Genomic DNA, 26,958 nt, shown 5'->3' on the forward strand with positions numbered 1-26,958 from the left:
ACTATCGTTCATTTTTAAGGTGTAATATATGCATGACCTGCTCTACGCATTCCGCCACCACTGCATCTCGGTCAATGCCGGTAGTCGCCTCGGTTTTTTTAGGCAGTATCCCTTGATTCCCGGCGGTACGCTCCGATACATTGACGGTTACACGAATATTCAATTCTTTGATTTCGACAGGCATAGTGTTGAACAGTGAATGTTTTACATCAGCGTAAAATATTGGTAGGTCAATTCGAGGGTTTCGATGACGAGGGCATTTTCGTTGGCGTTGAGATCAGCGATCTGCCATTTTTTAGGAATGGCCCGCGAGACGTTCCACACTTTCAATGGTTGACTTTGTTCGTTCATCAAAATGATCGCCAGATCAGCGGGAACAAAAATGCGGTCGCGAAAAGCATTCATGCACCATTGAGTCACCGCTGAGTCCGTCAACATACCCCGTTTGAGCGCCAGATCGCTGTATTTGGTTCGAACGGGCAACTTGTGTTCAAATCGGTTTTCGCCGCCTTCACGGTAATTTTCCATTTCATATTCCACCGACAACCCCGAAACCGACTGAAAACGCACGTCGTTTCGGTTAGAGCTTATGCTAAACTCTACTTTGTAATAAAAACCCCAGGGCGGATAATAATCAACGGCCATCTTATCGTACCAGACTTAGTCCTTCGTGCGCAATTTCGATGCTTTCGATCGCTACTTCGTTGGCGTCCGATTTGAGGTCGGGAGCCGTGATCTTGGTGGGAAAACAACGGGTTGCTTTCCACACTGCCACGGGCTCGTGCTTTTCGTTCAGCAGCCGAATCACCACATCACGGCGGTTGTTGGCACGCTCGTTGGATATCTCATTGTACCAATTATAGAAATCATCGTCGCCCTGAAATTTGCCGCGCTTCATGAGAATATTGCTGAATTTGCGCAGTCCGGGCATTTTGATCTTGTTGAAATCTTTGCTGTCGCTGTGGCGGTATTCAATGACTTCCGTTTGGATGTCCAATCCCGTCACCTCGGTAAAACTGATTTTTGCGCCGCCCCAGTCCACTTGAAAGTGAAACCTCGGCAAGGGATATTCTTGTGCCATAATTGAAGGATTTCGGATTTATGATTCAGCCAGTTTATGCGAGAAACGAAGGATGATGAACTCCGCAGGGCGTACGGCCGCCAGGCCGATCTCAACGATCATGCGCCCTTCCAGAATGTCGAGCGGGGTCATGGTTTTGCCCAATCCTACAGCTACGTAAAATGCGTGTTCGGGTTTGATGCCCTGCAAGGCTCCCTGTCGCCACAGCGTGTTGAGGAAGTTCTCGATCATGGCCTGTACTTTTACCCACGTATTAGCGTCGTTGGGTTCAAAAACAAATTGCTCAGTCGCTTTTTTAACCGACTCTTCCACAAAATTGAAAAACCGCCGCACACTTACGTAGCGCCATTCGTTGTCATTGCCCGCCAGCGTTCGAGCGCCCCATACAAGTGTCCCTTTTCCGGTAAATGCACGAATCGCATTGATAGATTTCCCTGCCACGGGATCTACGTTCATTTGGTCCTGCTGTACGTTGGAAAAAGCAATGGTCGGTTTAGTAACGGTATTTAATGAGACATTGGCCGGCGCTTTCCAAACTCCTCGGCTATTGTCTACCGATGCATAAATGCCTACGATAGCGCCGCTTGGGGGCAGCTTGCACGGCAGATCCCGAATCGCTGCCTTGGCCTGTTCGTAACGGTCATTTGCCGACGTTTTGAGGGTATCCATCTTTACGGCTGTCGCCCCGTTTATGCTGACATCCACGGTGGTTTCGTCATACTGAAAATCAATAGTTGTTTCGACATTTGGGCCATAAACAGCGCCGTATTTGAGGTTGTTAAGGCCGATGGCACCATTGGTCCCGTCTCTGAAATTATCAACTGCATCTAATAAATCGGTGGCTGCGTCGGAAAGCGATAGGTCGTCGCCGTGCATATCCATGACCACAAAGCGATCCTGAAGATCAGCACATTGTTGAAGAGCGGCATCATGAAGCGTTTTGAAATCGTCAATGCCAAGGTTTTGAGCTTCGGGAAATACAATCAGCGTTGGTTCATCTTCATTTGCCAAAGCGTCCAACCCGGCGTGCAATTCTGTTTCGACCAACGCGGCCCCAACAGTAGCGTTATAGGCTCCCACCGACACGATATAGCACGGGCCGCCGCCGTTGGCAAAAAACAATTGCAAAGCATAATACATAATATGCTTTGAACGATCCGCTTCAGCCACTTGTGCGGTATTCCCGGGTGACGCATCGTTGAGAGTTACAGTGACCTTCTCCTCGGGTTGAGCCTCGCCGAAGTAAGTTCGGTATTCGACTAACGAGCTGATCCGTTTGGGTTGGAGGAGCAAATCGCCGTCTGTTGGTGAAGTTGCTTTTTCGGTATAGCCAATAAAAGCCGGAATGGCCGTTTCAACGGGAGCAATGGAGGGCGGAAATTTGGGGATCTCTTCGATGTATACCCCCGGGGTTTTATAACTACCTGCAGCCATGATAATGAGGATTTTAAAGCGTTTCCGTCTGCGTTTTTGCGATTATAAATGTGTTCATTAAACTGACTTAATTTGCCGGAACATTGACCTTGACCGTGAACGTAGGAATGTTCCAATTGCCGTTGGGTTGCCGTTCCGTCCTTATTTCACCGTTCGGTTTCAATAAGCCATAATCTCCCAAACCCTGCTTACCCGATATTCTGATCTTGCCCAACAAGGCGCGGTCCGTAATTTTCTCCATTTCTATTTCCGGGGTAAATCGAATATTCTCAATAAGTTGCAGATTGTCTGCGGGGGTTTCAAGCAATGCGGGTGGGGTTAGGGCAGCAACAAAGGCAAGATCATTTCCCATGACATAGAGCGTAGCCTCTGCGCCCTGTTTTGTTTTTGGCAGATCTGCTTTTTGGGCGGCTTCGGCATGAACATATGTCAGTTCAAACACTAATTCCATATCATCAAGCAATTTCATGGGGCGATTGTCGGAGGCCGTTTGAACCGTTACTAAAAACCCCGACGGGCTTCTTCTGAAAACCAATCCATGATTGGCTAAAACCTGTCGGGTGGACTTATCAGGTACAATACGCAGCCATTCGCCAGTGCGGTCGGCGTAGTATTCGTGAAAAACACGAACCTCAACCAATGCCCGATAACGAGTGCTGAATGTTTCCATCAACTTAAAGGCGGGATGACTCCTGCATTTTGCTCTATTTCCATCACTACTCCCCCGCCTTGAATAATCGTTTCGTGCTTGAGCTCTACCAATCGCACACAATACAGCACCGAAGGGTATTGCTTCCCGCCCAAGGTGCCCCACAGGTAATTCATCTCTTCGAACGACGGCGAATACAGCTCCATGATGAGTTTGAACTCGGTCATTCGATCATAATTATTACCGCCCACATCTACCGAGTTCTCGTGCGTAAATACATTTTTAGACTGAAAAAAGCGCACGATCCGTGAGAGGTGCGTCAGAGAAGTCTCATACGCATTCGACGTTACGGAAAACAGCACATAAAGGTTGACAAATACAGGTGGGTTAAAGTATTCAGTGCGCAGTGTACGGTCGTTGGTTCGGGAATGAACGCCGTTTTTGAGCGTTTTTTCTTCGCGTATGCTCACCAATGTCATCACAATTCCTCCGCGCAACGCTCCCCCGCCGCTTCCTTCAATTCCTCCAATATTGCCCAGGACTACCGTATCTTCCAACGAAAACGGCAATGTATTGAGGTGATTGTTCAACTCCTCCGCAATAACTTTCAACCCATGAAGAATCATGAAAATCAGTTTATAATTCAGCCCATAAAACTACTTGACGGATTTTTATGCTCCATCCATGAAAACAGGGATAGGCCAAAAATCCATGTTTATATGGAGAGGCTGAACGAAGAATGTACGCAGGCAAGACCCAGGCAAAAAGCGTTGGCTTGTTTTGAAAAGGAGCTATTGGTCAACTTCAAAGTGATCGGCAACTCATACCGGTAATACCCGTTAAAATTGATAAAAACGGCTTTGACAATTATCACACCGAAAGCATTTGAGCGGCAAAAAAAACAGGAAAGTTCGTACTAAAAACGGTCGACGATACCGCTCATAAGCAACACTCCCACAACGGGGGCATTGCTTTGATTTTGTAGGAATCAAAGGTAACATTATCAGGGTGTAGAATTTATTATTTAAGAGGAACGAACGCCTTAATGAGGATAAAATCCAACTCAGATTGTTTCAGATAATGGTTAAATTAACGTCCAAAATATTCCGATTTGAATATCCTTTAAAACAACGGCAAATAACCTAAAAAAAGGGATATTTTAAGTTATTTAATATGCTTTATTTAAAAAAAAAATTTACTATAATATTCACAAAAATCGGTACGGTATTTGCTAATAGCTTTACATATCAGCATTTTACATAATTATATATAATGATTTTTAGTTTTAATTATACTATTCGCCAATGAAAAATCAACGAATAGTATGACTATTAATAGTATCCCAAAATTTGATAAAAATCATATTTTTTCGGATTATAACCCATACCGGCTACCAAGAGATTGCAACACAAACGGTATACAGTAAACATCATAAAAAACGAGGGTGTTATTTCATCGGCAATTAGGTAGGATTCACCGGCAAATAGGTAGGCTTCACGGCTGTCAGGCCAAAAATCGCAGACAACCTGTCTAAATTTTATGTTACTTTGGAGCAGAAGATAGACGTCGCACAGTGACATATATACAATCGTTTCCTGTAGGCTATATTCAACGTTATAAAAGAACAAAATAAACTGTCTCGGCAGTTTTGAAGAATTTTAAAGTAGGGTAAAGTATACAGCATTGACCCCGTCTCCTTGAGGCGGGGTCATGTTTTTTACCCAAAACCGGTTTTAACTTACTATTCCTAAGGGGTTATTCCGCTTTCCATATGGTCATTTCACCAATTGAAAAGTCATTTTTTAGGCAACCGAGCAAGGGAAGAGAATTTTGCGGCCTGAAACAGCAAGCATTCTGTTTGAAATTTAGCTAACTTTAATTTACGGTAGACTATTCAGAAGTATCTCAAAATGAAGGCTATCGGCTGGTTATTCTTAAAAAACAACTTTCGAAAACTGTTTTAAAGGATATTTTCAATTAGGGTAATGTGTTATGCATTGACCCCGTCTTTTTAAGGCGGGGTCATGTTATTATATGACAATACCCATTTGGCTTTAGTTTACAATGAAAGACCTTTGCCAATGATCAAACATCTTTAGACTCATAATCCAAGAAGAGATGCAATAAACAGTACAGCCAAAAGAAGGATAAAGAAAATGATAATTCCACTTACAATTCCTGTTATTGCCCAACCTACTCCCGCCTCACCGGTTCGTCTGATTTGAGCTTTTCCAACAAAGCCCATGATAATAGCCACTGCCCCTAACAGAATCGAAATAGCACCTGCACTCGTTAACAACAGGACTAAACCCGCAAGCCCGGCTATTCCTGAGAGTAGCGCTACCGTATTCGTTTTATTAGCTTTAGGTGCAGTACCGTTTTGCATTTTTTCAATGCGTTTGGTGAGCATTTTTCCAAACACACGCTCTTTCAAGGTCAACTTTTTCGCAGAAGCCTCTTTTGATACCGACCGCGCCTTTATTAATTTGTCTGTGGCGGCTTTGGACGCTATGGTCTTTAATAAATAAGGCTTAGTATGATAGGATGTCAAATTTTTAACATTTGCCGCTAAAACCAATGTCTCCGTGTTTGTACTACCTATCTCCGTTGTGTCTGAGTGTTGTTCTTTCTGAATTGCTTCCCGGTTTTTTTGGGCAATTTTCGCGTCTGTTTTTATGTATTGAAAATGAGGGGCAGGAATGGCTGTTACATAATTATTTTTGTGACAAGCCATAAATGATGTACTAACACCGAGGAAGGCTAAATAAAGAAATAGTTTTTTCATAGAACGTTATTTTTTAGTAGAAAGATAATCATTCAATCATAAAATGGTACGGAAGGCAAATATATTATAATTTTACCGTGAAAAACTTGTTCAATGATCAAAAAAAGTTTTCTAATTTTATCCTTATAGAAAACGGGATAACCGTTTTTAGCCCGACCGGGAGCACCCTTGCGTGAGCCAATGAATTGTCATTTTACGAAAAATATAAATTTCATTCGTTTCTGTTTACTCTCTTCTGTATTTCGGACGGATGAAGAAGCAAGGCTCTAAACAACCTTTGGCAAATTTAACTGAAGTTGAAAATTTGAACGTCCACCTTTATCTGATTGATATGGGTAGTGCCGGGCTATTTCAGGGAGATAAAAAAAGTCGTAAGGGACAATATTAACTGCATATAGGTATAAAAACTTTATTTATCATCCCTTTTTCAATAAATAAATCTTAATCTATTTTTATATTTGTCTAACCGGAAAATACTTTGAAAAAAAGCCTTATTTAAAAAAGTTCACAGTAACCTACGCCTTTGCTGTTTTACATTTTTTAGTTTGGATACGTCAAAAAAATATACCGCTTTTGCTTTCCTCTTGCTTCCTATCGTCATTTTTTATGGCTTTAGTGTAGCTTACAGCACCAATATTCCGTGGTTTGATGATATAGAGAATATTCCCTATTTTCTTTCCGGGCTACTTGACTCCCAATCTTGGCATCAACGGGTCGAAGCATTTTTACGTCCTAACAACGAGCACCGCGTCCTGAGTGCCCGACTTATTGTCTATCTTACTTATTTGATGACAAATGAAATCAATTTTCGGGCGTTGGCATTGGCCGGAAATTTGACGGTATTGGGCATTTTCTCGCTTATTGGCAGAGCTTATCTAAAAAATAACGTTCAGCCTCTTCACCTCATACCGGCAGCATTTTTTATTTTCAATTTACAATTTTACAGCATGACGTTCATGACGATCATGTCACTTCAATACCAGTTGATTATCTGCGAGGTGTTCTTATCTCTCTATTTATTGATCAAACCTACCCGTTTAAGTTTTGGCGGGGCTATTTTAACGGCAATCTTAGGGACGTTCAGCATGGGTAACGGTTTAATGGTATGGCCGACAGGAGCCCTTCTCCTGCTCTATTTAGGCCAACGACCACGATTAATTACTTGGTTGATCATTGGCATTTTAGCCATTGTGGGCTATTTTTCAGGGTATGCCTTTGTCCAAGGCAATGACGAAGGATTCAGTTATTTTTTCCAACATCCGCTTAAAGTCATTATTGGTTTTTTTGCATTTGCAGGTGGCATTTTGGATTGGTTTCCCCGAGCTCCTTTTGAAAAACGGATGGTTTTGCCCGTAGTGGGCGGCGTGTTTATCGTATGCTTTTTTCTGTTTTATACTTTTGGGGTCATGAGCATTTCAGCACGTTGGCGTACGCTGTTTTCTTCCAAATTCACTAAATTCTATTTGCGGATCCCTTATTTTCGAAACCTCGAACTGTGTTGGGGAGCCTTTTGGGTGGGATGCTTTGTGTATTTACTGATCACCGGCGCACTTGTGGTATTTTTTCGTACGCGCTTTGATTATCAATTGATACTTTGGGCTACGTATAAGATTTATCCGGGCACACTCATGGCCATAACTGCTATCTTATTGTTGCAAATACTTGCTCCAATGCGACAAAAATTCGGTCTTATACCGGTTTTGAGTGCTTCTTTGTTATCGTGGTCTTCTTCTTATTGGTATTTTGTGCCGCAGGTACAACATGACCAAAAGCAACGATTGGCTTTTGCCTTTAATCAACAGCGTAACGGCGTGGGATTAGGAGCCGAAAAGAATTCTGCTTTTGCCAAATTTATTGTAGCTGCCTTAGATAGTGCCGAGCATAAAGGTTTTTACAAACTACCTGAACCTTTGATTGACCCGCAAGAAAAAGACATCGAAAAAATGTTGCGAAACAGTACGCTGAAACTACCGACAACGTCGGTAAAAGTAGATAATCAGGCTACCACAGTCGTAATTACGAATGAAATAATTGAATATACTGAAGGGAAAAGCATGGGTGCCTTTATTTCTTTAACCTCACCAACTTATTTCCACCTGTTTTCGGTACCTGCAAAGCAGGTATTTCATAATCCTCAAAAAGGTTTTTTAATTCATTGCCCTAAAGGTGTTTTGTACAACGAAACCTATCAGATTGGCGTTTGGATAGTGCAAAATACCGGAAATCAATTATTTAGAACGGGACAAAGCGTTACGATCAATTAGTACTTTTTATTAGGAGATTTTGGCTCGGTAAACGAACTCTTTGGAAGACTGTTCTTTCCGACCAATCATTTCTCCAATCAAAATGGGGACAAAAGGGGATGTCCAACCTTTGAAAGCCGTCTGATCCCGGTAAATCTCCAGCCCTTCACCAATGGTAGTTGTTGCAGATGTATAAAAAGAAAACGCTGCTGTAAAAAACCGGTGACTCCGACCATCTCAAGCGTTTAGGAAGCGTTATTATAAAAAACAAGTGACTCCGACGGGAATCGAAGTCGTACGCGACTCCGACCATCTCAAGCGTTTAGGAAGCGTTATTATAAAAAACAAGTGACTCCGACGGGAATCGAAGTCGTACGCGAATCCGACCATCTCAAGCGTTTGGGAAGCGTTATTATAAAAAACAAGTGACTCCGACGGGAATCGAAGTCGTACGCGACTCCGACCATCTCAAGCGTTTAGGGAGCGTTATTATAAAAAACAAGTGACTCCGATGGGAATCGAAGTCGTACGCGACTCCGACCATCTCAAGCGTTTAGGAAGCGTTATTATAAAAAACAAGTGACTCCGACGGGAATCGAAGTCGTACGCGACTCCGACCATCTCAAGCGTTTAGGAAGCGTTATTATAAAAAACAAGTGACTCCGACGGGAATCGAACCCATATCAAGCGTTTAGGAAACGCTTATTCTATCCGTTGAACTACGGAGTCTATTTCAAAAATCTCAGACACTCATATCAAGCGTTTAGAAAACGCTTATCGGGCTGCGCTCCACTCTATCCGTTGAACTATGGAGTCTGATTTTCCGCAAATCTCTGAAAACTATTCGGCAAAATCAACGTCTGTAAAAGGCATATTGAGCCAATTTGGATAAATTACGTAGTGTTTTTTCTTTACCAACTCAAAAAGCTTAGTTCGCAGTTCAGTCAAATTCTCACTTTTTTCGGCTGAGATAAACACAACATGCTCCGCCGAACCGTTATAATAGCTCTTTTTGAGTTTCTCCAACACCATTTCTTTCGTTTGTTCCACCACAATTTCCCCTTCTTCGGTTTCGATCACTTCGTCAAAAGCTTCTTTTTTGGGATGATAGGCGTCTATTTTATTGAACACCATCACGGTAGATTTAGCGCCCGCGCCAATTTCGGCCAAGGTCTGATTCACCACTTCGATCTGCTCCTCAAAGGAAGGATGCGATATATCGACCACGTGCAACAACACATCAGCTTCGCGCACCTCATCAAGCGTTGATTTAAAAGACTCAATGAGTTTGGTGGGTAGTTTACGAATAAACCCAACGGTATCGGTCAAGAGGAAAGGAATATTGTCGAGCACTACTTTGCGAACCGTAGAATCAACAGTGGCAAACAGTTTGTTTTCGGCAAAAACATCGGTTTTTGCCAACCGGCGCATGAGTGTAGATTTGCCTACGTTGGTATAGCCCACCAATGCCACACGCACCAAACGATTACGTTCTTTGCGACGGGTAATACTCTGTTTGTCAATCTTTTCGAGTTTATCTTTCAAAAAGGCAATCCGATCCTGAACAATACGACGGTCGGTTTCAAGCTCTTTTTCCCCCGGACCGCGCATCCCGACCCCACCTTTTTGGCGGCTTAAGTGCGACCACATACGGGTCAGTCGCGGGTACATATATTGGTATTGGGCCAATTCTACTTGTGTTTTTGCCTGAGCGGTTTGGGCACGCATCGCAAAAATGTCAAGGATCAATAAGCTACGGTCAAGTACTTTTATGTCTTTAAATTCCGCTTCGAGGTTACGTACCTGTGAAGGGATCAGTTCATCATCGAAAATAATCATGTCTACGGGATTGTCCGTCACAAAGATCTTAATGTCTTCGAGTCGGCCTTTTCCCACAAACGTGCGATTATCAGGATATTCGAGTTTTTGCGTAAAAGTTTTGACGGTCTCTACTCCCAACGTAGACGCCAGAAATGCCAATTCTTCCAGGTATTCCTGAGTTTGTTCGGCAGTTTGACGTTGGGTAGTGACAGCGACTAATACGGCGGTTTCTTGTTTTTTGGCGGTTGAATTCATTTACGCTTACGTCCCGAAAATTCGGGATTAATGGTTATCCGTTATTTGTTGAACGGGTATGAATAAACGGTATTGTTTCGGAGAAAGTTTCGTTAATTGCCACGAAGTTAAGGCTTTATTTAGACTTTTGTGCTTTAACAAATAACGCTGCCAAACACAAACAACGCAAACGGGAGCGATCTGAACCGATTTTATGTCAGCAATAGCCAAAGTTGCCCAAGGGGGAATCATCGTTTATACAGTTGCTGCCTTGCTGATTTGGTGGCTGCATCCATTGGTTTTGTTTCGCCCTACCGCGTTAGCTGCCGATTATAAATATCATTTCAAAAAACCTTTTCAGGAGTTACGTTTTGAAACCGAAAAAGGAAAAGCAACGCTTAACACTTTATGGTTTGGAACGGATGGACCGGTTTCGATCAATCATTCTCCTTCCATGCCCGGCAAAATCGTTTTATTTTTTCATGGAAATCGCGACAATCTCGCCCGTTGGGGGCGCGAATATTCCGAACGATTTACCGATCGAGGGTATCAGGTAATAATGTATGATTATCGGGGATACGGTAAAAGCACCGGCGAGCGCTCCGAAGAGACTCTTCACTACGACGCACACTACCTGTATGATTTTCTCAAAAAACGTTTCTCTGAAGATTCTATCGTCGTGTACGGCTACTCCATCGGCTCGGGTATGGCGGCTCGGGTAGCGGCTGAAAATCATCCGAAAATGCTGATTTTGGAAGCGCCTTACGCCAGTATTCCGACGTTGGGCCAAACGCAACTACCCATTTTCCCGTACGAATGGCTTACGCGGTATAAATTCCGAACCGACAGTTGTTTTGCTTATATCCATTGCCCCATTCATCTTTTTCACGGTACCGACGACATTACTGTTCCTTATAAAAACAGTCTTATACTTTTAGGTCTTCCGACCGTCGGCAAGGTAAAATTGACCACGCTACCCGACGGTCATCACCTTCATTTGGATACTTTTCCGCTGTATCAAGCGACCTTAGATAGCTTGTTAAGAATTGGCAATCAATAATTCTGCCTGAGAACACAGTCGCTTGATCAACATATTGATGATCCGTTTATTCAGTTCTTCTTCGAGCGGAAGATACGCTTCGTACTGTCCGGGTGTAAAATGCCCGATAACTGTTCCGACCAACAGGCTACGAAAATAGATGTCTTTTCGAATGGACTGTTCGATGTAAATGACTTTATCTTCGGAAGAAAAATGACCGAAATTGATCTTACGTTTATCTAAATAATGCCGAAAGAGTAAGATAAATAAGTCATTTTGCGCTTTCAGAATGGGGCGCAGTACTTCATTTTGAATTTGTTCGGGAATGGACATCTCGTATAAAATCGTTGATAATGAACAATAACTATGCACTAAAAGCTTTACCTTTGCGCCGGACAAAACCCATATTTATGTCTGAAACCAACACAATTTTATCTCCAAGTGCCTTGGCGCAAGAGGCGATTCAATTACTCAAACAACTGATCGCAACACAGTCGTTCAGTCGGGAAGAAGAAGGAACAGCGGCGTTGATCGAGGCGTTTTTGAACCGCAAAGGCATCCCTTTTCAACGTAAGAAAAATAACATTTGGGCGTTTAATCGCCATTTTGATCCTCAAAAACCCACGGTATTGCTCAACTCTCACCACGATACCGTTAAACCTAATCCGTCGTGGACGCTCGATCCGTACGAACCGCTTCTTCAGGACGGCAAGCTTTTTGGCTTGGGCAGCAACGACGCCGGCGGGCCGCTTACTTCGCTCATTGTTACGTTCTGTCATTTTTACGATAACCCCAATTTGACCCACAATGTTTTGTTGGCCGCTACTGCCGAAGAAGAGATTTCGGGTCGCGAAGGTCTGGAAATGATCGTGGATGATCTGCCTCCCATCGAATTTGCCATCGTGGGCGAACCCACCGAAATGCACTTGGCCGTGGCCGAGAAAGGGCTGTTGGTGTTGGATTGCATTGCGCACGGCAAATCGGGACACGCCGCCCGCGAAGAAGGTGACAACGCTATTTATAAGGCCATTCAGGATATTCAGTGGATCACCGGTTATAAATTTCCGAAAGTTTCGCCCACGTTAGGCCCGATCAAAATGTCGGTGACGATCATCAACGCGGGAAGTCAGCACAATGTGGTGCCGGATACGTGCAAATTCACCGTCGATGTGCGCGTAACGGAGCAATACACGTTGGAAGAGATCATCGAAACCATTCGTCAAAACATTCAATCTGAGATACATCCGCGTTCGATTCGTCTGCGTCCATCGAGTATTCCCGTCGAGCATCCGATTGTACAGGCCGGGCTTAAATTGGGTCGCACCGCCTATGGTTCTCCTACTACTTCCGATCAGGCATTGCTCGATTGTCCCTCCTTAAAAATGGGCCCGGGCCACTCCGAACGCTCGCACACTGCCAATGAATTCATTTATCTCCACGAAATTGAAGCCGGTGTAGCGCAGTATATCAAAATGCTGGAAGAAGTGATTTTATAACAATAACATTCGTCATGAATAGCCTGAAACTCCCTATATCGTAAGACCACTTCATGACAATAAATGACACCTATGACAACTCGTACTTTATCTGAGATACCTGAAAGCCGCATTCAACAACTTCTCGCTTTCGACCGCCTACTCAACATCATGGATGATCTGCGGGAAAAGTGTCCGTGGGATAAAAAACAGACCATTCACAGTCTGCGGCATTTGACGATCGAAGAAACCTACGAATTGTCGGACGCAATCATGGAAGATGATCTGCCTGAGATCAAGAAAGAACTGGGCGATATTCTGTTACACATTGTATTCTACGCCAAAATTGCTTCCGAAACGGGGGCCTTTGAGATCGCAGATGTACTTCACGGTATTTGCGAAAAGCTCATTGTACGTCACCCGCATATCTACGGCGACACCAAGGCCGAAACGGAAGAACAGGTAAAGCAGAACTGGGAACAGATCAAACTTAAAGAAGGCAACAAATCGGTGTTGGGAGGTGTTCCAACATCGCTGCCGGCGCTCGTAAAAGCCATGCGCATTCAGGAAAAAGCCCGTGGCGCAGGGTTTGACTGGGAAGAAAAACAGCAGGTTTGGGAGAAAGTGGAAGAAGAAATGCAAGAGTTCAAAGAGCATTTCAACGCAGAAGATAACTCCGTGATCGATAGCGAAAAAGCCGAAGGTGAATTTGGTGATTTGCTGTTCTCATTGGTCAATTATGCCCGATTTATTGACATTAACCCTGAAACTGCCCTCGAACGTACCAACAAAAAATTCATCAAACGCTTCACTTACCTCGAAACCCAATCCCGCGCCGACGGCAAAAAACTCACCGAAATGACGCTGGCGGAAATGGATGAATATTGGAACAAAGCCAAAACGCTATAAAATTTGCCACGATTTGAACATTAACTCCGTTACTTTTCCCCAAATAAACGTCTACTGAATAATCTGCTTATTGTTCAATAGACGTTTCCATTTAAGGGGTAAAACAAATGCAATTCAGGCTGTCTATTTTGGTCTTTCTCCTCTTTGCACTTTCGGTGCAGGCCCAAACATCTTTTACAGCTTCATGGGATTTTGAAGGTAATACAGGCGGGTCGGTCAATAGCCCTAACATAAGTATTTCGTCAGTCGGTTTAAGTGGTAATGTCAATCAGGCAGGTTATCCAAACGGTGCATCGGGCGATGCGATCAGTATTCGCCTCTGGACAACCGGCGGCCTAAATGGCAATAAATACGTCGAATTCTCGATTTCTCCGCAAAATTATCGTTGCTCCATTACTTCCGTTTCTTTCGCCTGCAGCCGTTCCCCGCAAGGTCCAACGCAAGTCTCGTTACGCTCAAGCCAGGACGGATTCAGCAATGATCTCGGCTCAGGCTCGGTAGGCGAAAATTTCAGTACTCAAAACTACGGCATTTCGTTCAACGAGTTGGAAAATACTGTTACATTCCGCATTTACGCATATTCTGCCAATGATGATCTTGGCACACTTCGGCTTGATAATCTGCGGATTAACGGTACAGTTATGGTGATTCCTTTGCCCGTAGAACTGACTTACTTTCGTGGACAGGCCGTTGACAAAAATGTTGAATTACAGTGGGAAACGACTTGGGAAAAGAATGCATCTCATTTTGATGTCCAACGAAGCAAAGATTTAAATGAATTTACCACCTTCTCTTCCACAGCCGCCGCAGGCGATATCAGCGAGCGTACGCACTATACTGCTACTGATAACGCACCCATTCCGGGCGTAATGTATTATCGGTTGCGCCAAGTAGACCGCGATGGCCAATTTGTGTACTCAAAAATTATCCCTATTCATTTTGACGCAGAGACTCCTCAACTTTGGGTGTTCGGCAATCCTGCACCTGCCCATAAAATTCAGGTACGGCTTCGTCATTTGACTCCTTCCGATGTTCGATTATTCTCTTTTAACGGCCAATCCATTCCTCTCCAATGGCAGTCTTTGACAACCGATGACTACATTTTTCAAACAATTACCCCCGCCGGCTGGTATTGGTTAGTAGGTGAGTATCAAGGTCGGCGCATCAGTCAAAAAATTTGGCTGACCGACTGACAAATAGCTGCTCGACCGTTTATCCACTCGCGGCAAATGAAAAAACTTTTTATCGGATTGTTGATGCTTTTGGGAAGCCTCCAATTCACTCTTGCTCAGTCAATTTCAACCCTTTCGGAAATTACCCAGCATCAGGCAAAAATCCAACGAGCCGGCATGTGGACATTGGCGGGTTGGTCGGCGGCCAATTTGGCAGTGAGCGGAATTGCGATTGGGCAATCCACCGGAAGCACGCGGTATTTTCACGAAATGAACCTGTATTGGAATGCCGTCAATGTTGGTATTGCAGGAGTTGGATTACTGAGTCTTCGCAAAAAAGCCTCTTCCCCTACCCTTTCGTCGGCCGTAAAAAGTCATTATGCTCTACAAAAAACATTGCTTTTCAATGCAGGTTTAGACGTAGCGTACGTCACCGGCGGGCTTTGGCTACTTGATAAATCAAAATTTGAAACAAATATTACACGCCAAGATCGCTTTCGGGGTTTTGGTCAGGCAGTTATTGTACAGGGTGGTTTTCTGTTGATTTTTGATGTAACCAATTACTTGCTTCACCGCGCCGATAGTCCTCGTTTACATCAACTATTGGACAAAGTAGCCCTGAACGGAAATGGGGTAAGCCTGCGATTTTAATTTATCTTTGCGACTCAAACGTTTGCAAAGTTTTATGATAATTCGTTTTTTCTTTGTTGCACTTTGTTTAGCAATCACCTTTGTTTCAACCTGTTTTGCGCAAAGCGTCCCTGACACTTTACAGGTAAATTCCACCGAAAACCCTTCTGAATCCGACGATGAAGACCCCGCTTATCCGGATGTAGCAGAGGCCGAACAAGACAGTGTTCAGCAATTTTTTCTTCGTTTCAATCTGGACGGAACAGCATCTACCGGCAACGTAGAGCGCGTATTGCTGCAACTGTCTTCTGCGCTGGATTGGAAGCCGAGCAAGCAATTCAAGCTATCGAGCAGTCCTTCGTTCATCTATGGGAAACAGGCTAAAGTATTGGCCGAACGCGAATTTTTTGCTGATATACGTGGTTCGTTTTGGCACCAAAAACAGGTATATGGACTTGCTTTTTTGGCGTGGGACAAGAGCAATTTGCGGCATATTCTTAATCGGTGGACACAGGGTGCGGGCGTAGGTGTAAAATTGGTTCAACAAAAGAGAGCGTATATCTCTATAACCAACCTGATATTGCACGAAGTAACTGATTTTTTGGAACGAACTGACCTTGATGTTTGGCGAAATTCAACCCGGCTTTTGGGTGAATTTGCGCCTGATAAAGCAGGGAAGTTTACCGTTACAGGCATTGTTTTTCTGCAACCTGCCATATCCATGCGTAATAATTTTCGTTGGAACGGCTCATTAACAATGGCTTACAAAATGAGCAATAATTTGAGTTTACGTACTAAATTTGAAAATGCCTACGAAAGTTATGTAGTGCCGGGGCGAAAAACCAACGACTTTCGTTGGACCATCGGGTTGTCTTTCCAAAACTAACTTGTTATGAACGCCGAATCGTCGCCGGAAAATGCTTACCTTTTCGTCTATGGAACGCTGATGCAGGGCTTTACGAATCCATTTGCGAAGAAGATCCGACAAAACGGAACTTGGTTGGGAAAAGCTTCATTTCAAGGTTTTTTATACGATCTGGGAGAATACCCGGGAGCCATTTATGACCCTCAAAGTGCAGGCAAAGTACACGGCGAAGTATGGGAATTACGGGATTTCCAAAAAGTAATCATCACTTTGGATCGCTACGAAGGCGTTACTGTTTTTAATCCTGAGTATGTACGTCAGCAGATTTCGGTCGTGCTTGAAAATGGAAACATAATCTCCTGTTGGGCGTATCTTTTTTGTCAATCGGTTGAATCATTTACCTTTATTCCGCATGGTGACTATCGAAAATGGTTATCTGACGGCAAACAACATTTGTAATCAACGGGCGTTAACATTACTATTCTATTGTCTTATTACCCCTAACTTGTGAAGCATTTTAGCCATTTTATTCTCCTGCTTTCTTTCTTAACGACAGGACAACTTTTTGCCCAAAAAGGATATGTTTTGGGCAAAGTACTGGACGTTGCAACCAAAGAAGGAGTCAATTTAGCCACCATTACCAACCTGAAAACCCGCGACATGACCCGTACCAATAAGTACGGCGTATTTTTTCTGGACGCTTCCGTGGGTGATTCCATTGAAATAGCCAGTTTGACCCATCAACGCAATGCTTTTCGCTGGAATGGCAATGAAGAAGAAATTACTTTTCTGTTAAAAAAACTGGACAAAGCCATTGAGTTGCCCGAAGTAAAAGTAATCTCCAAACGCGAACAGGAACTCCAAAAGGAGATCGCAAGAGTGGTTGCCGAACCGGAAGCCCGCAAAAATCTGTCATTTGGCGAAGCGATAAAATTGGCGCAATCGCCCATTAGCCTTCTTTATGAGCTCTTTAGCAAGTCGGCGCGTGAAGACCGGAAGGTGGCGATGTTGATGCAGGAAAAACGTCGGCGCGACTTGGCCAATTATCGTTTTGCAATGATCGCGGGTCAAGCCACGGAATTAAGCGGCGAACGCATGGAACGTTTCCGTTATTTCTGCGATTTTTCGGAGGAATTCCTCCTTCTTTCCACCGATTATGAGCTTACCTACGAAGTTCTGCAATGCTGGAAGGTGTTCAAGCGATTCAAAAAATAAACCAAAAAGTTTGCAGAAGTAATCCCTTTTTTCGATTATTCGCTTTCTATTGGAATAACCCTTTTTTTCACCTTAAAAATTTAATACTATGAGTGCATTTACCGAAGTAGTAGAAAAATCTCTTGAACAACTCAGCGGCGTAGGCGTAAGTGCCGACGAAGCACTTGTAACGGCAGTAGCAAAAGGCCTCGGCCCATCCATCTACAACGCAGATTCATCGTTGGTGGCAGCTTCTGATTCTGAAGAACTTGACCGCGTTAAAACCAACTTCTTGATCGGTAAGTTGGGATTAACCGACGGGCCGGAACTGGACGCCGCCATTGCGGAAACCGTAGCCACGCTGAAAGGTGTAAATCGTAAGTTGCGCGTGGTATTTTATTATTTGCTTGTCAAAAAATTCGGAAAAGAAGCGATATACGCATAGGCAATAGTCCATGCTCTTTCACAACAAAGCCGTCTCTTGGGACGGCTTTGTTGTTTATTTCAATTTATACACTTGGCTAACCCTGACTGTTTCGACCGACCGCACTTGCTGCCGAGTTTGCTTCTTCTTCGCTTTCTTCGTCGGTCAAAATATTAAAGGTAAAGTCCAATGGATCAAATACGTTCAAGAGTTTTTCTAAGAACGTCTGATCGTTTAAATAAAAATTGAGGAAATTATCGCTTCGTTCCTGTAAACTTCCGTTAGGGAAAAGCTTTGATTTTAGGCTCAACAATTGATTTACTTCCGTTTCATAGTTACGTTCTTCCGCTTTTTGGAGGCGTTTTTCTACGTTTTCCAACGTATTAAGCACTTTTGTTTTCTCTGCGTTTACCGCTCCTTCCAACGTTTTATCGATTGAAATAGCCTTGCGTAAAATATTCACAAATACTTCTTCGATGGCGCGTTTTTCGTGGCTCAATTCCAACGATAAAGAAGAAGTTTTCTCTACAAACGACTTACGGAGTTTTACATCGTCCCAAAACAATTCTTCAACCGTTACACCCAATTTTTCAGCACGTTTTTGACTGACTGAGTTGATATAAAGTGCAAAGTTTCGCGGTAATAACATGGGAAAAGGAACCTGGAAATGGTCAAATATTCCTTTCAGTTGCAACCAATACGGCACCTCTGAAGGGCCACCGATATAGGCCAGGTTCGGCAGAATAACTTCCTGATACAGCGGTCTCAACACTACATTTGGGCTGAATCGCTCGGGGTGCTTCCGCGCCAAGGCTATGATTTCTTCTTGTGAAAACGTCAGATCGGTATTAAGCACGCGATACACGTCGCCTTCTTTTACGATGCGCTCCCGCAGGCTGTCATCCAAATAAAAAAAGTTGATCTCGCGGGGGGTGAGCTGTGTATGGTAGCCCACGGCTTCAAGTTGCTGCGTGGTGGCATTGCTGATCCGGTGGGCTTGTTGGTGTTTTAATTCAGCTTCAATAACGGGCAAAAACAGCGCCTTTAATTCTGAGTCGTCGCCATCAATGCATACTAAGCCTTCGCCCCCAAACAATTCATTCATATAACACCGAACGGAGTCGGCCAAATTATCGCATTGCAGGTAGGCTTTTTCAAAAACAGGCACGCGCTCCGGCAAAATTTTGAGTGCTTCGCCCAGTTCGCGGGGCGTCATTCGGCCCACGGCGCCACGCTGTTGGGTTTGCCAGGTATATTTTTTACCGAAAAGATTAAAGTAACTGATTTCCTCAAAATCATGATCTTCTGTTGCCATCCAATAGATGGGTACAAAATTGAAATCAGGATAAGCATCCTTTAGTTTTCGGGCCAAATTAATGGTAGTGACGATCTTATAGATCACATAGAGCGGTCCCGTAAAAATGTTCAGTTGGTGTCCGGTCGTGACCACAAACGTATTAGGATCATTCAGAACTGCCAAATTCGGCTTTATCGGTAAATGTTTGTACTGTCGTTCGAGTGCTTTTACGAGTACTTCCCGGTGAGAAGACGGGAATTGGCTTTTGTCTTTTAACTGTCCTTCAAAATTGCTGAGTGTTGGAAAATGTCCATAAAAAGGCTGTAAATGAGCTTTTTGGGAGATGTAATCTAAAAAAAGCGGCGGGAAAGCTCCCGTAATTGCAAGTGGTAAAGGTTGACAATGCATGTTCGAGGGAAAATTTGACATTAGACAGACGCCGGCTCAGTCCGCCAAAGCGGTTAGACATTGAGAATCAAAACTCACTTTCAAGTCTAAACTCCTAAACGAAACACCCCTCCGTAAAGTTTCCCGGTATTTGCAATCTACCGTTCATTCATTTAAAACCATATCATTTTAAATCCTATCGTGATTATTCTTATTGTACAATGAAGAAATTCTACGCTCAAAATTTAGGGTTAGGCTTTCAAAAGAACAAGCTCGGGGAAGTAGTTGGGCTAATTATTTTCTCAGGAATTCGGCGTCGGCTTCTTACAGATTTTGGGCACTTTTAAAGTACGTTCTTTCAATTGGTTATAAGATTATTACCACAATTTTCAAGTATTGGTAAAACAGACAGGTTTCTACGGATTTATCCTGTAATTTTGCGAAAAATTTCAAAAAATGTCCCAACGCATTATCATAGATATTCTTGGCTGGATTGGTTCGGTATTGGTGGTAGCGGCTTATGCCCTCAACATCAGCGGTCGTTTACATTCCAACTCCACTTTTTATTTATGGGCCAATCTCGTCGGCAGTGTTTGTCTGATCGTCAATACACTTTTTCACGATGCAATTCCCTCCGCTGTGGTCAATATCGTTTGGGTAGGCATTGCGATCTGGGGAATGGTGAAGCGAGGGAAAGAGAGCAAATTATCATAAAAACAGCAAATTCACCTGTACAACAATTTAATATAGAACAATGCAAGTTTGGAAATTTGGCGGAACGTCGGTAGGAAAACCCGAACGGATGCACTCAATCAGAACACTTATTACGGCCGACAGCGGTCGCAAAATTGTAGTATTGTCGGCTCTTTCGGGTACGACCAATGCGTTGATTTCGATGGGAGAATCGGCAAAAGCCAACAATGACGCCGAAGTACAGGAAAAAATAGATGCCTTGAAATCGCATTACGATGCGTTTATCAAAGAATTATACAGCAACGAAGAAAGTCTCAAAAAGGGACAGGCCATCGTTGACAATGAGTTCAATTTCATTCGTTCGGTGTTGAAAAGCCGACCTTTTACCCTCAAGCAAGACAAAGAACTCGTGGCGCAGGGAGAGATCATGAGTACGCAACTGTTTCAGGCGTATTTGGAAGAGCAGGAAGAAAGCTCGGTGCTTTTGCCGGCCCTTGATTTTATGCGCATTGACACCGACGGCGAACCTGAATTGGAAACCATTGAAGCACTTTTGAGCGATATGCTGGACCAGCAGACCGGCAAACAGCTCATCGTTACGCAAGGCTTTATTTGCCGTAATCCTCGCGGAGAAGTGGATAACCTCAAACGCGGCGGTTCGGACTATACAGCCTCGTTGATCGGAGGAGCCATTCGGGCCGAAGAAATTCAGATTTGGACCGACATTGATGGAATGCATAACAATGATCCCCGCATCGTAAAACGTACGTTCCCGATCCGTGAACTGACCTTTGAAGAAGCCGCTGAACTGGCGTATTTCGGAGCTAAGATTCTCCACCCAAGCACGATCACACCTGCCAAGATGCGCGGTGTACCCGTGCGTTTGAAAAATACAATGGAGCCGCAAGCCTTCGGGACACTCATTGCAACGACCACGACCGACCGCGAGATCAAAGCCATTGCCGCCAAAGACGGTCTTACGGCTATTTATATTCATTCGACGCGTATGCTGAATGCTTACGGATTTTTGCGTCGGGTGTTTGAGATATTTGAGAAATACAAAACGCCGGTCGATATGATCACTACCTCCGAAGTATCGGTATCCGTGACCATCGACAATGATACGCATTTGGCCGAAATTACTGCCGAATTGAGTGAAATCGCCGATTTGGAAGAACACGACCGCGACTTGTCCATCATCTGCATTGTGGGTGATTTCAAAGCCGATAAAGAGGGAATTGCGTTGAAGGTTTTTGAAGCCATGAAACACATTCCGATCCGGATGATCTCATACGGCGCGTCAGAGCATAATCTCTCCATTTTGGTTTGGTCGAAAGACAAAGCCGAAGCGCTGAATGTACTCAATGAACGCTTATTCTACTACGAAGATGCCATGAAGAATATCTTCACGGCGCAGTAGTGGAATGAATTCCATCAGTCAGTGTCATGGCTAAAGCCCTTGCCAAGAGATGCATTCACTTTCCCCGGCCTAAAGGCCGGAGTTAGAGGAGGGAGAGACAGATACATCTTGAATAATTCCCTAGAAATCTCTCCTAACCCCGCGCCTTTAGGCCCGGGAGAAAAGGAGAAACTCGAAAAAGGGGCTTTAGCCCTGACAAAACAGCTCACTATGGCTTTCGTCAAAATTTGGATCCATGCCGTTTGGGGCACAAAAAACAGAGCATCAACTCTTGAGAAAAGTAAACGCAAAAAATTGTTTGCACACATTAGAGAGAATGCTCACGCGAAAGGAATGTACATAGATTTTATCAACGGAGTTGAAGACCATATTCATTGTTTGATGGCTCTCAATGCCGATGCAACAATGGCAAAGACAATGCAGCTCATCAAAGGAGAAGCGGCTCATTGGGCTAATCAAGAGCAATTATTTCGCGAAAAGCTTTATTGGGCCGATGAATATTATGCGGTATCGGTTAGTGAATCACAGATTGAGAAAGTAAGAATGTATATTCGCAACCAAGAGGAACATCATCGGAAAAAGACTTTTGCGGAAGAATGCCAGGAATTTATAGACAAGTATGGATTCTATGTAAGTCAAGGTTAAAGCATCTGATAGTCACATAAATGGTGAACCCCGTCTAAAGGCGATACACTGTCGCGGCCAGAATTAGAAGTGAAAGTTAAGGTAACCCTCTTATAACCCCGTGCCTTCAGGCCGGGGAAAGGCGAATGCCTCACCTCACTTGGGCTTTAGCCCTGACGATAGCTACGATGATGTCATGGCTAAAGCCCATGATAGTTGTATAGATCCCAACAGCCCCAGCCTAAAGGCTGGAGTTAAAAGAGAACTAAGGTAGACTCCTATTCCTATAACGCCGGAGTTAAAAGAGAACTAAACAACAATGGCTATTTCGACATTTCGATTTAGCTCTTACAAATTAATGAATTACAATGTTACAACTGAACTTTATCCGCGAAAACCGCGACCTGACGATCGCCGGTTTAGAACGCAAATATTTTAAAGAAGCCGCCGAATCTGTAGACAAGATTCTGGAATTGGACAAACAGCGCCGCGATACTCAAGGCGAATTGGATGCAACATTGGCCCAATCCAACACACTGGCCAAGCAAATCGGACAGTTGATGAAAGAAGGGAAGAAAGAAGAAGCCGAAGCTGCCAAGGCCCAAACGTCGACGTTAAAAGTAAACGCTAAATCACTGGAAGAGAGCCTTAAAGGTATAGAAGAACAACTTCAGGCTATTTTGATTTTATTGCCTAATCTCCCCCACGAAAGCGTGCCTCCGGGCCGCACGCCTGAGGAAAATGTGGAAACGTATCTGTGGGGAGAAAAACCAACTTTGCCCGAAGGCTCTAAACCGCACTGGGAATTGATCGAACAGTACGACATCATTGATTTCAAACTGGGCACCAAAATCACCGGGGCGGGATTTCCTGTGTACAAGGGCAAAGGTGCTCGATTGCAGCGTGCCATGATCCAATTCTTTTTGGACCAAGCGGTAGAAGCAGGTTATCTGGAAATTCAGCCACCGATTCTTATCAATGCCGAATCAGGTTTCGGAACGGGACAATTACCCGACAAGGAAGGCCAAATGTACCACGCCACCGCCGACGATCTATACCTGATTCCGACCGCAGAGGTACCTATCACAAATATGTATCGCGATGTAATTGTGCCTGAAAATGAACTCCCTATCAGGAACGCGGGCTATACACCCTGTTTTCGTCGTGAGGCGGGGAGTTGGGGAGCGCACGTGCGCGGCCTGAATCGTTTGCACCAGTTTGACAAAGTGGAATTGGTGCAGATTCGCAAACCCGAAGAATCGTATCAGGCACTCGACGAAATGGCCGAACACGTAAAAGGGTTGCTTCAAAAACTGGAATTACCGTTCCGTATCATTCGCCTTTGCGGTGGCGATATGAGCTTTACATCGGCTTTGACGTACGATTTTGAAGTGTGGTCTGCGGCGCAGGCTCGTTGGTTGGAGTGCAGTTCTGTTTCTAACTTTGAAACCTATCAGGCCAACCGTCTTAAATTGCGCTACAAAACAGAAGGCAAAACGCAATTGCTTCATACACTCAATGGTTCCGCTTTGGCTTTGCCCCGTATTTTGGCGGCGCTGCTCGAAAACAACCAAACCCCCGAAGGCATTCGTATTCCGAAAGTTTTGGTGCCGTATTGCGGCTTTGAAGTGATTAAATAAGAGTTATATGTGGAGAAGGTTGCTCACAACCTTCTCCACTACGAAGTGCGGCGGTTACTCATAACCGCCGACATACTTTTACAATTTCCTGAGAGATCCCAGTAGTGATGGTGAGACTTTAAAGGCCGTTCCGTGGCGTATTCCTTCGGGAAATGTTACTTTATCAGATACATCTTCCCACGTTTTGAGGTCTTTGGAACGCACGGCTCCGTACTTATGCTGCGTGTATTTGTCGAAATAGACATACACATATTCTCCTACCTGAATGACAGTTGGGCCTTCTGCCCAATAATCTCCCGTAATCGGCGCTGATACTTGCGTTGGAAAAGGCCCCAAAGCACTTTTAGCCTGCGTAATTCGAATGTTCTTCTCGGCAGGTTTTGGATTTTCGTTTTTCAAAAACATATAATAATCATTCCCCTTTTCAAAAATCGTCGCATCAATCACGCTGAAATCAGGATTGAAGTACATTTTTGTCTCGCTGAATGTTTTGAAATCAGGCGTAGTGACGTAATACATTCGATGATTTAAGCCCTTTTCTTTTTCCGAATCAGCAACGTCCTTATGCCTTCCGGGAATAGTGGTTGCCCAGAAGATCAGAAACAGTTTTGACTTTTTATCATAGGCAATTTCGGGTGCCCAACTGTTTTTGGCCGTTGGTTCATGCTCCATGACCGAAATGGCCTTTTGTTCTGACCAATTCACCAAATCTTTTGAAGAGGCATATCCGACGATTTTGTCCCACCAACCACTCGTCCAGACCATATGAAATGTGCCGCTTTTATCCTGATAAATGCACGGATCGCGCATGAGTTTATCTTTCCCGATCATCGGCTGTAAAAAGGATTTTCCTTCTTTGAGCGCCTGCCACGTCAAGCCGTCGGTACTGTATGCGAAGTGCAGACCGTCTTCGCCGTTTTTTACAAAATAGGAAAACAAATAAGCGTCTTTTTGAGCCGTTGCAAACAAGGGCAACAGGAAAAGACATAAAATTTTGATCTTCATTTTTCTCTTTTTTACTTTAATCTAACATTCTCAGCGACACCGATTTAATTTTTAAGCACCAAAACAACACCTCCGACAATCAGTCCAATTCCTAAAATTCGCCAAGTGTTTACTGTATGAATCGGAAAGCCCATTAATCCAAAATGATCCATCAGCACCCCCGCTACCAATTGTCCTGCAATAACAAGACAAATCATATTGGCCGGGCCAATATCTTTTATAATAAAAATAACCGTTACGATATAGAACGCGCCTAGCAGCCCACCCATCCATTTCCACCAAGTAATATTTCTGAAGGTTTCCAGCGAAGGAAATGGGTCTTTGTTGAAGATAGTATAACAAAATACAAGACCGATGAACCCTGTACCAAATGAAATGACAGAAGATAACAGCGGATTTTGGGTAGCAAGGCGTAGTTGAGAATTAACCCCTCCCTGTACAGCATTGGAAATTCCGATAAGGAAAGCCAGTAAAAGAAAAAAATAATTCATGGGAAGTGGATCGTCAAGTAATGTGACCGCAAACTTCCCAAAAAAACGGCGGAATAAAAAACGTTTTACTTAGCGCGAATCGCCTCTACAGGGTCTAAACGCGCCGCACCAAACGCCGGCACAATTCCTGCCAAAACACCGATAATACTCGATACACTCAAGCCCAACATGATGTTTTTGGGAGAAAGAACGATGTCCAACGTACCCAATTGAATGAAAGACAACAAATAAACCAGTCCAATACCAACCAAGCCACCAATAAGGCTCAGGAAGATGGCTTCAAACAGAAATTGGAATAAGATGAAGTAATTTTTGGCCCCTAATGATTTTTGAATCCCAATAAGGTTGGTGCGTTCTTTGACCGATACAAACATGATGTTGGCAATACCGAAACCTCCTACTAAAATGGAAAAGCTACCGATCACCCAACCTGCCATGGTAATTATGCCAAACAAACCTGAAATTGCCTTTGTAGCCGCTTCGGGGCGATTGATCGAAAAGTTTGTGTCTTGAGAAGGTTTTAGCCCTCGTTTGGTGCGAAGAAGTCCGGTAATTTCTGCCTCTAATTCTACCAAACCTGCATCCTCCGGTTTTCCTTTTGCTACAATGGTTACTGAACTTTCGTAACGATTCTGAAACGATTTAGCATACGTTAAGAAAGGCAACAGAGCCTTAGTGTCAGGATTACCCCCAACATCAAGCAATCCTTTTCCTTTCTTTTTTTGAATACCGATAACGGAGTAATTCAAGCCTCTGATCTTAAAGCTTTTACCCAACGGGTCAGGGTCACCGGGAAACAAGGTTTCGGCCAGATCGGCTCCAATGACTGCAACGCTTCTTCCGGCGTCGATTTCCTGAGGTGTAAAATATCGGCCTTTTTCAACATCTATATCCGCTACTTTATTGTAGTCATACGTTACTCCCTGAATCAGCGCGTCCATGCTGTTGTTACCGTTTTTGGCCGTCAATCCACCCTTAAAACCCATCGCTACAACGGCTTCGGCTCCTTCCATTCGTTCTGCCAAAAATTTATAATCGCTGTAAGACGTTTCAGGCCATTGAAAATACTTCCACCATTGAAACTCCCCCCCAAAATTCCAGGGCCATTTTTGAACATATACGACATCCGTACCGATGCTTTCCAAGCTCTGACGAATGCTGCGCTCCAATGAATCAACAATGGTAAAAACACCGATAATGGCAAAAATTCCCACCGTTACCCCTAATAATGACAGGGTGGTACGCATAAGATTTGAACGCAATGCCTGCCAGGCAAAACGCAGACTTTCAAATGTTTGGCGAAGAAATTTCATGGCTATTTACGGTTTATTGGGAATCAGTTTGAAGGGATCGACAACAAAAATTCTACATACAACTCATATTTAACCAACATTTTACATGAGTGGCAATCATATAGTTTAATTGGCATTCATACCGGCAATGAAT

The 26,958-nt window shown here is 43.8% G+C and carries 27 protein-coding genes and 1 tRNA gene; 14 read left to right on the top strand and 14 right to left on the bottom strand.

Annotated features, from left to right (window positions below; all coding sequences use genetic code 11):
• Position 1: 1 nt before the first annotated feature.
• The 7 genes from ACQY73_RS15640 to ACQY73_RS15670 form a co-directional block, all read right to left on the bottom strand.
• Positions 2-184 carry a DUF5908 family protein gene (locus tag ACQY73_RS15640; RefSeq protein ID WP_428667710.1) on the bottom strand — a complete coding sequence of 61 codons (183 nt, stop codon included), beginning with the start codon at positions 182-184 and terminating at the stop codon, positions 2-4.
• Between the two features lie 20 nt (positions 185-204).
• Complete coding sequence (locus ACQY73_RS15645) at positions 205-645, bottom strand: phage tail protein (RefSeq protein ID WP_428667712.1); 441 nt, start codon at positions 643-645, stop codon at positions 205-207.
• 1 nt (position 646) lies between these two features.
• Positions 647-1,081 (bottom strand): phage tail protein, encoded by a 435-nt coding sequence (locus tag ACQY73_RS15650; protein ID WP_428667714.1) that lies wholly within the window; start codon positions 1,079-1,081, stop codon positions 647-649.
• Positions 1,082-1,099: 18 nt separating this feature from the next.
• On the bottom strand, positions 1,100-2,515 hold the full coding sequence (locus ACQY73_RS15655) for a phage tail sheath family protein (protein WP_428667716.1): 1,416 nt from the start codon (positions 2,513-2,515) through the stop codon (positions 1,100-1,102).
• 67 nt (positions 2,516-2,582) lie between these two features.
• On the bottom strand, positions 2,583-3,185 hold the full coding sequence (locus ACQY73_RS15660; RefSeq protein WP_428667718.1) for a hypothetical protein: 603 nt from the start codon (positions 3,183-3,185) through the stop codon (positions 2,583-2,585).
• The gene (locus tag ACQY73_RS15665) at positions 3,185-3,790 is read right to left on the bottom strand and encodes a DUF4255 domain-containing protein (protein ID WP_428667720.1); all 606 of its coding nucleotides are present in this window, start codon (positions 3,788-3,790) and stop codon (positions 3,185-3,187) included. The genes ACQY73_RS15660 and ACQY73_RS15665 overlap by 1 nt, the downstream gene beginning before the upstream one ends.
• 1,475 nt (positions 3,791-5,265) lie before the next feature.
• Positions 5,266-5,949: a DUF4190 domain-containing protein gene (locus ACQY73_RS15670; protein ID WP_428667722.1), complete on the bottom strand. Its 684-nt coding sequence runs from the start codon at positions 5,947-5,949 to the stop codon at positions 5,266-5,268.
• 545 nt (positions 5,950-6,494) lie between these two features.
• On the opposite strand from ACQY73_RS15670, the gene ACQY73_RS15675 reads away from it, so the two are divergent.
• Complete coding sequence (locus ACQY73_RS15675; protein WP_428667724.1) at positions 6,495-8,213, top strand: hypothetical protein; 1,719 nt, start codon at positions 6,495-6,497, stop codon at positions 8,211-8,213.
• Between the two features lie 636 nt (positions 8,214-8,849).
• Here ACQY73_RS15675 and ACQY73_RS15680 read toward each other — a convergent pair.
• Together ACQY73_RS15680 and hflX are read right to left on the bottom strand one after the other, a co-directional pair.
• Positions 8,850-8,921, bottom strand: a tRNA-Arg gene (locus ACQY73_RS15680).
• Positions 8,922-9,032: 111 nt separating this feature from the next.
• Complete coding sequence (gene hflX / locus ACQY73_RS15685) at positions 9,033-10,268, bottom strand: GTPase HflX (RefSeq protein ID WP_428667726.1); 1,236 nt, start codon at positions 10,266-10,268, stop codon at positions 9,033-9,035.
• A gap of 193 nt (positions 10,269-10,461) precedes the next feature.
• On the opposite strand from hflX, the gene ACQY73_RS15690 reads away from it, so the two are divergent.
• A complete protein-coding gene (locus tag ACQY73_RS15690) occupies positions 10,462-11,307 on the top strand; it encodes an alpha/beta hydrolase (RefSeq protein WP_428667728.1) in 846 nt (281 codons plus the stop codon).
• On the opposite strand, the gene ACQY73_RS15695 is transcribed toward ACQY73_RS15690, so the two are convergent.
• Positions 11,287-11,619 (bottom strand): glyoxalase, encoded by a 333-nt coding sequence (locus ACQY73_RS15695; protein ID WP_428667730.1) that lies wholly within the window; start codon positions 11,617-11,619, stop codon positions 11,287-11,289. The genes ACQY73_RS15690 and ACQY73_RS15695 overlap by 21 nt on opposite strands.
• A gap of 77 nt (positions 11,620-11,696) precedes the next feature.
• Here ACQY73_RS15695 and ACQY73_RS15700 point away from each other — a divergent pair, with 77 nt between their 5' ends.
• The 8 genes from ACQY73_RS15700 (at position 11,697) to ACQY73_RS15735 (ending at position 17,976) form a co-directional block, all read left to right on the top strand.
• The gene (locus tag ACQY73_RS15700; RefSeq protein WP_428667732.1) at positions 11,697-12,782 is read left to right on the top strand and encodes a M20 family metallo-hydrolase; all 1,086 of its coding nucleotides are present in this window, start codon (positions 11,697-11,699) and stop codon (positions 12,780-12,782) included.
• A gap of 72 nt (positions 12,783-12,854) precedes the next feature.
• The gene (mazG, locus tag ACQY73_RS15705) at positions 12,855-13,670 is read left to right on the top strand and encodes a nucleoside triphosphate pyrophosphohydrolase (protein ID WP_428667734.1); all 816 of its coding nucleotides are present in this window, start codon (positions 12,855-12,857) and stop codon (positions 13,668-13,670) included.
• 107 nt (positions 13,671-13,777) lie between these two features.
• The gene (locus ACQY73_RS15710) at positions 13,778-14,863 is read left to right on the top strand and encodes a hypothetical protein (RefSeq protein WP_428667736.1); all 1,086 of its coding nucleotides are present in this window, start codon (positions 13,778-13,780) and stop codon (positions 14,861-14,863) included.
• A gap of 36 nt (positions 14,864-14,899) precedes the next feature.
• The gene (locus ACQY73_RS15715) at positions 14,900-15,493 is read left to right on the top strand and encodes a DUF6992 family protein (RefSeq protein WP_428667738.1); all 594 of its coding nucleotides are present in this window, start codon (positions 14,900-14,902) and stop codon (positions 15,491-15,493) included.
• Between the two features lie 34 nt (positions 15,494-15,527).
• Positions 15,528-16,358 carry a DUF481 domain-containing protein gene (locus ACQY73_RS15720; RefSeq protein WP_428667740.1) on the top strand — a complete coding sequence of 277 codons (831 nt, stop codon included), beginning with the start codon at positions 15,528-15,530 and terminating at the stop codon, positions 16,356-16,358.
• A gap of 6 nt (positions 16,359-16,364) precedes the next feature.
• Positions 16,365-16,796, top strand: coding sequence for a gamma-glutamylcyclotransferase family protein (locus ACQY73_RS15725; protein WP_428667742.1), 432 nt, complete (start codon positions 16,365-16,367; stop codon positions 16,794-16,796).
• 48 nt (positions 16,797-16,844) lie between these two features.
• Positions 16,845-17,552 carry a hypothetical protein gene (locus tag ACQY73_RS15730; RefSeq protein ID WP_428667744.1) on the top strand — a complete coding sequence of 236 codons (708 nt, stop codon included), beginning with the start codon at positions 16,845-16,847 and terminating at the stop codon, positions 17,550-17,552.
• 88 nt (positions 17,553-17,640) lie between these two features.
• The gene (locus tag ACQY73_RS15735; protein ID WP_428667746.1) at positions 17,641-17,976 is read left to right on the top strand and encodes a DUF2853 family protein; all 336 of its coding nucleotides are present in this window, start codon (positions 17,641-17,643) and stop codon (positions 17,974-17,976) included.
• A 76-nt stretch (positions 17,977-18,052) separates the two neighbouring features.
• Here ACQY73_RS15735 and bshC read toward each other — a convergent pair whose 3' ends face one another.
• Positions 18,053-19,660, bottom strand: coding sequence for a bacillithiol biosynthesis cysteine-adding enzyme BshC (gene bshC / locus ACQY73_RS15740; RefSeq protein ID WP_428667748.1), 1,608 nt, complete (start codon positions 19,658-19,660; stop codon positions 18,053-18,055).
• A 435-nt stretch (positions 19,661-20,095) separates the two neighbouring features.
• Here bshC and ACQY73_RS15745 point away from each other — a divergent pair, with 435 nt between their 5' ends.
• The 4 genes from ACQY73_RS15745 (at position 20,096) to serS (ending at position 24,016) form a co-directional block, all read left to right on the top strand.
• The gene (locus ACQY73_RS15745) at positions 20,096-20,353 is read left to right on the top strand and encodes a CBU_0592 family membrane protein (protein WP_428667750.1); all 258 of its coding nucleotides are present in this window, start codon (positions 20,096-20,098) and stop codon (positions 20,351-20,353) included.
• A 40-nt stretch (positions 20,354-20,393) separates the two neighbouring features.
• Positions 20,394-21,752, top strand: coding sequence for an aspartate kinase (locus ACQY73_RS15750; protein ID WP_428667752.1), 1,359 nt, complete (start codon positions 20,394-20,396; stop codon positions 21,750-21,752).
• A 210-nt stretch (positions 21,753-21,962) separates the two neighbouring features.
• Positions 21,963-22,397, top strand: coding sequence for an IS200/IS605 family transposase (gene tnpA / locus ACQY73_RS15755; RefSeq protein ID WP_428668475.1), 435 nt, complete (start codon positions 21,963-21,965; stop codon positions 22,395-22,397).
• Positions 22,398-22,744: 347 nt separating this feature from the next.
• Positions 22,745-24,016 (top strand): serine--tRNA ligase, encoded by a 1,272-nt coding sequence (gene serS / locus ACQY73_RS15760; protein ID WP_428667754.1) that lies wholly within the window; start codon positions 22,745-22,747, stop codon positions 24,014-24,016.
• A gap of 78 nt (positions 24,017-24,094) precedes the next feature.
• Here serS and ACQY73_RS15765 read toward each other — a convergent pair whose 3' ends face one another.
• The 3 genes from ACQY73_RS15765 to ACQY73_RS15775 all read right to left on the bottom strand — a co-directional run bounded on the left by ACQY73_RS15765 (position 24,095) and on the right by ACQY73_RS15775 (position 26,825).
• A complete protein-coding gene (locus ACQY73_RS15765) occupies positions 24,095-25,021 on the bottom strand; it encodes a glycoside hydrolase family 43 protein (RefSeq protein ID WP_428667756.1) in 927 nt (308 codons plus the stop codon).
• A 44-nt stretch (positions 25,022-25,065) separates the two neighbouring features.
• Positions 25,066-25,512: a DMT family transporter gene (locus ACQY73_RS15770; RefSeq protein ID WP_428667758.1), complete on the bottom strand. Its 447-nt coding sequence runs from the start codon at positions 25,510-25,512 to the stop codon at positions 25,066-25,068.
• Between the two features lie 65 nt (positions 25,513-25,577).
• Positions 25,578-26,825 carry an ABC transporter permease gene (locus tag ACQY73_RS15775; protein ID WP_428667760.1) on the bottom strand — a complete coding sequence of 416 codons (1,248 nt, stop codon included), beginning with the start codon at positions 26,823-26,825 and terminating at the stop codon, positions 25,578-25,580.
• Positions 26,826-26,958: the final 133 nt, after the last annotated feature.

The organism is Runella sp., from assembly GCF_965279615.1.
GTDB lineage: Bacteria > Bacteroidota > Bacteroidia > Cytophagales > Spirosomataceae > Runella.

Excerpts from the sequence above, each read along its gene's own strand:
- ACQY73_RS15640 (WP_428667710.1), bottom strand. The coding sequence starts at position 184 with ATGCCTGTCGAAATCAAAGAATTGAATATTCGTGTAACCGTCAATGTA.
- ACQY73_RS15645 (WP_428667712.1), bottom strand. The coding sequence starts at position 645 with ATGGCCGTTGATTATTATCCGCCCTGGGGTTTTTATTACAAAGTAGAG.
- ACQY73_RS15650 (WP_428667714.1), bottom strand. The coding sequence starts at position 1,081 with ATGGCACAAGAATATCCCTTGCCGAGGTTTCACTTTCAAGTGGACTGG.
- ACQY73_RS15655 (WP_428667716.1), bottom strand. The coding sequence starts at position 2,515 with ATGGCTGCAGGTAGTTATAAAACCCCGGGGGTATACATCGAAGAGATC.
- ACQY73_RS15660 (WP_428667718.1), bottom strand. The coding sequence starts at position 3,185 with ATGGAAACATTCAGCACTCGTTATCGGGCATTGGTTGAGGTTCGTGTT.
- ACQY73_RS15665 (WP_428667720.1), bottom strand. The coding sequence starts at position 3,790 with ATGATTCTTCATGGGTTGAAAGTTATTGCGGAGGAGTTGAACAATCAC.
- ACQY73_RS15670 (WP_428667722.1), bottom strand. The coding sequence starts at position 5,949 with ATGAAAAAACTATTTCTTTATTTAGCCTTCCTCGGTGTTAGTACATCA.
- hflX (WP_428667726.1), bottom strand. The coding sequence starts at position 10,268 with ATGAATTCAACCGCCAAAAAACAAGAAACCGCCGTATTAGTCGCTGTC.
- ACQY73_RS15690 (WP_428667728.1), top strand. The coding sequence starts at position 10,462 with ATGTCAGCAATAGCCAAAGTTGCCCAAGGGGGAATCATCGTTTATACA.
- ACQY73_RS15695 (WP_428667730.1), bottom strand. The coding sequence starts at position 11,619 with ATGTCCATTCCCGAACAAATTCAAAATGAAGTACTGCGCCCCATTCTG.
- ACQY73_RS15700 (WP_428667732.1), top strand. The coding sequence starts at position 11,697 with ATGTCTGAAACCAACACAATTTTATCTCCAAGTGCCTTGGCGCAAGAG.
- mazG (WP_428667734.1), top strand. The coding sequence starts at position 12,855 with ATGACAACTCGTACTTTATCTGAGATACCTGAAAGCCGCATTCAACAA.
- ACQY73_RS15710 (WP_428667736.1), top strand. The coding sequence starts at position 13,778 with ATGCAATTCAGGCTGTCTATTTTGGTCTTTCTCCTCTTTGCACTTTCG.
- ACQY73_RS15715 (WP_428667738.1), top strand. The coding sequence starts at position 14,900 with ATGAAAAAACTTTTTATCGGATTGTTGATGCTTTTGGGAAGCCTCCAA.
- ACQY73_RS15720 (WP_428667740.1), top strand. The coding sequence starts at position 15,528 with ATGATAATTCGTTTTTTCTTTGTTGCACTTTGTTTAGCAATCACCTTT.
- ACQY73_RS15725 (WP_428667742.1), top strand. The coding sequence starts at position 16,365 with ATGAACGCCGAATCGTCGCCGGAAAATGCTTACCTTTTCGTCTATGGA.
- ACQY73_RS15735 (WP_428667746.1), top strand. The coding sequence starts at position 17,641 with ATGAGTGCATTTACCGAAGTAGTAGAAAAATCTCTTGAACAACTCAGC.
- bshC (WP_428667748.1), bottom strand. The coding sequence starts at position 19,660 with ATGCATTGTCAACCTTTACCACTTGCAATTACGGGAGCTTTCCCGCCG.
- ACQY73_RS15745 (WP_428667750.1), top strand. The coding sequence starts at position 20,096 with ATGTCCCAACGCATTATCATAGATATTCTTGGCTGGATTGGTTCGGTA.
- ACQY73_RS15750 (WP_428667752.1), top strand. The coding sequence starts at position 20,394 with ATGCAAGTTTGGAAATTTGGCGGAACGTCGGTAGGAAAACCCGAACGG.
- tnpA (WP_428668475.1), top strand. The coding sequence starts at position 21,963 with ATGGCTTTCGTCAAAATTTGGATCCATGCCGTTTGGGGCACAAAAAAC.
- serS (WP_428667754.1), top strand. The coding sequence starts at position 22,745 with ATGTTACAACTGAACTTTATCCGCGAAAACCGCGACCTGACGATCGCC.
- ACQY73_RS15765 (WP_428667756.1), bottom strand. The coding sequence starts at position 25,021 with ATGAAGATCAAAATTTTATGTCTTTTCCTGTTGCCCTTGTTTGCAACG.
- ACQY73_RS15770 (WP_428667758.1), bottom strand. The coding sequence starts at position 25,512 with ATGAATTATTTTTTTCTTTTACTGGCTTTCCTTATCGGAATTTCCAAT.
- ACQY73_RS15775 (WP_428667760.1), bottom strand. The coding sequence starts at position 26,825 with ATGAAATTTCTTCGCCAAACATTTGAAAGTCTGCGTTTTGCCTGGCAG.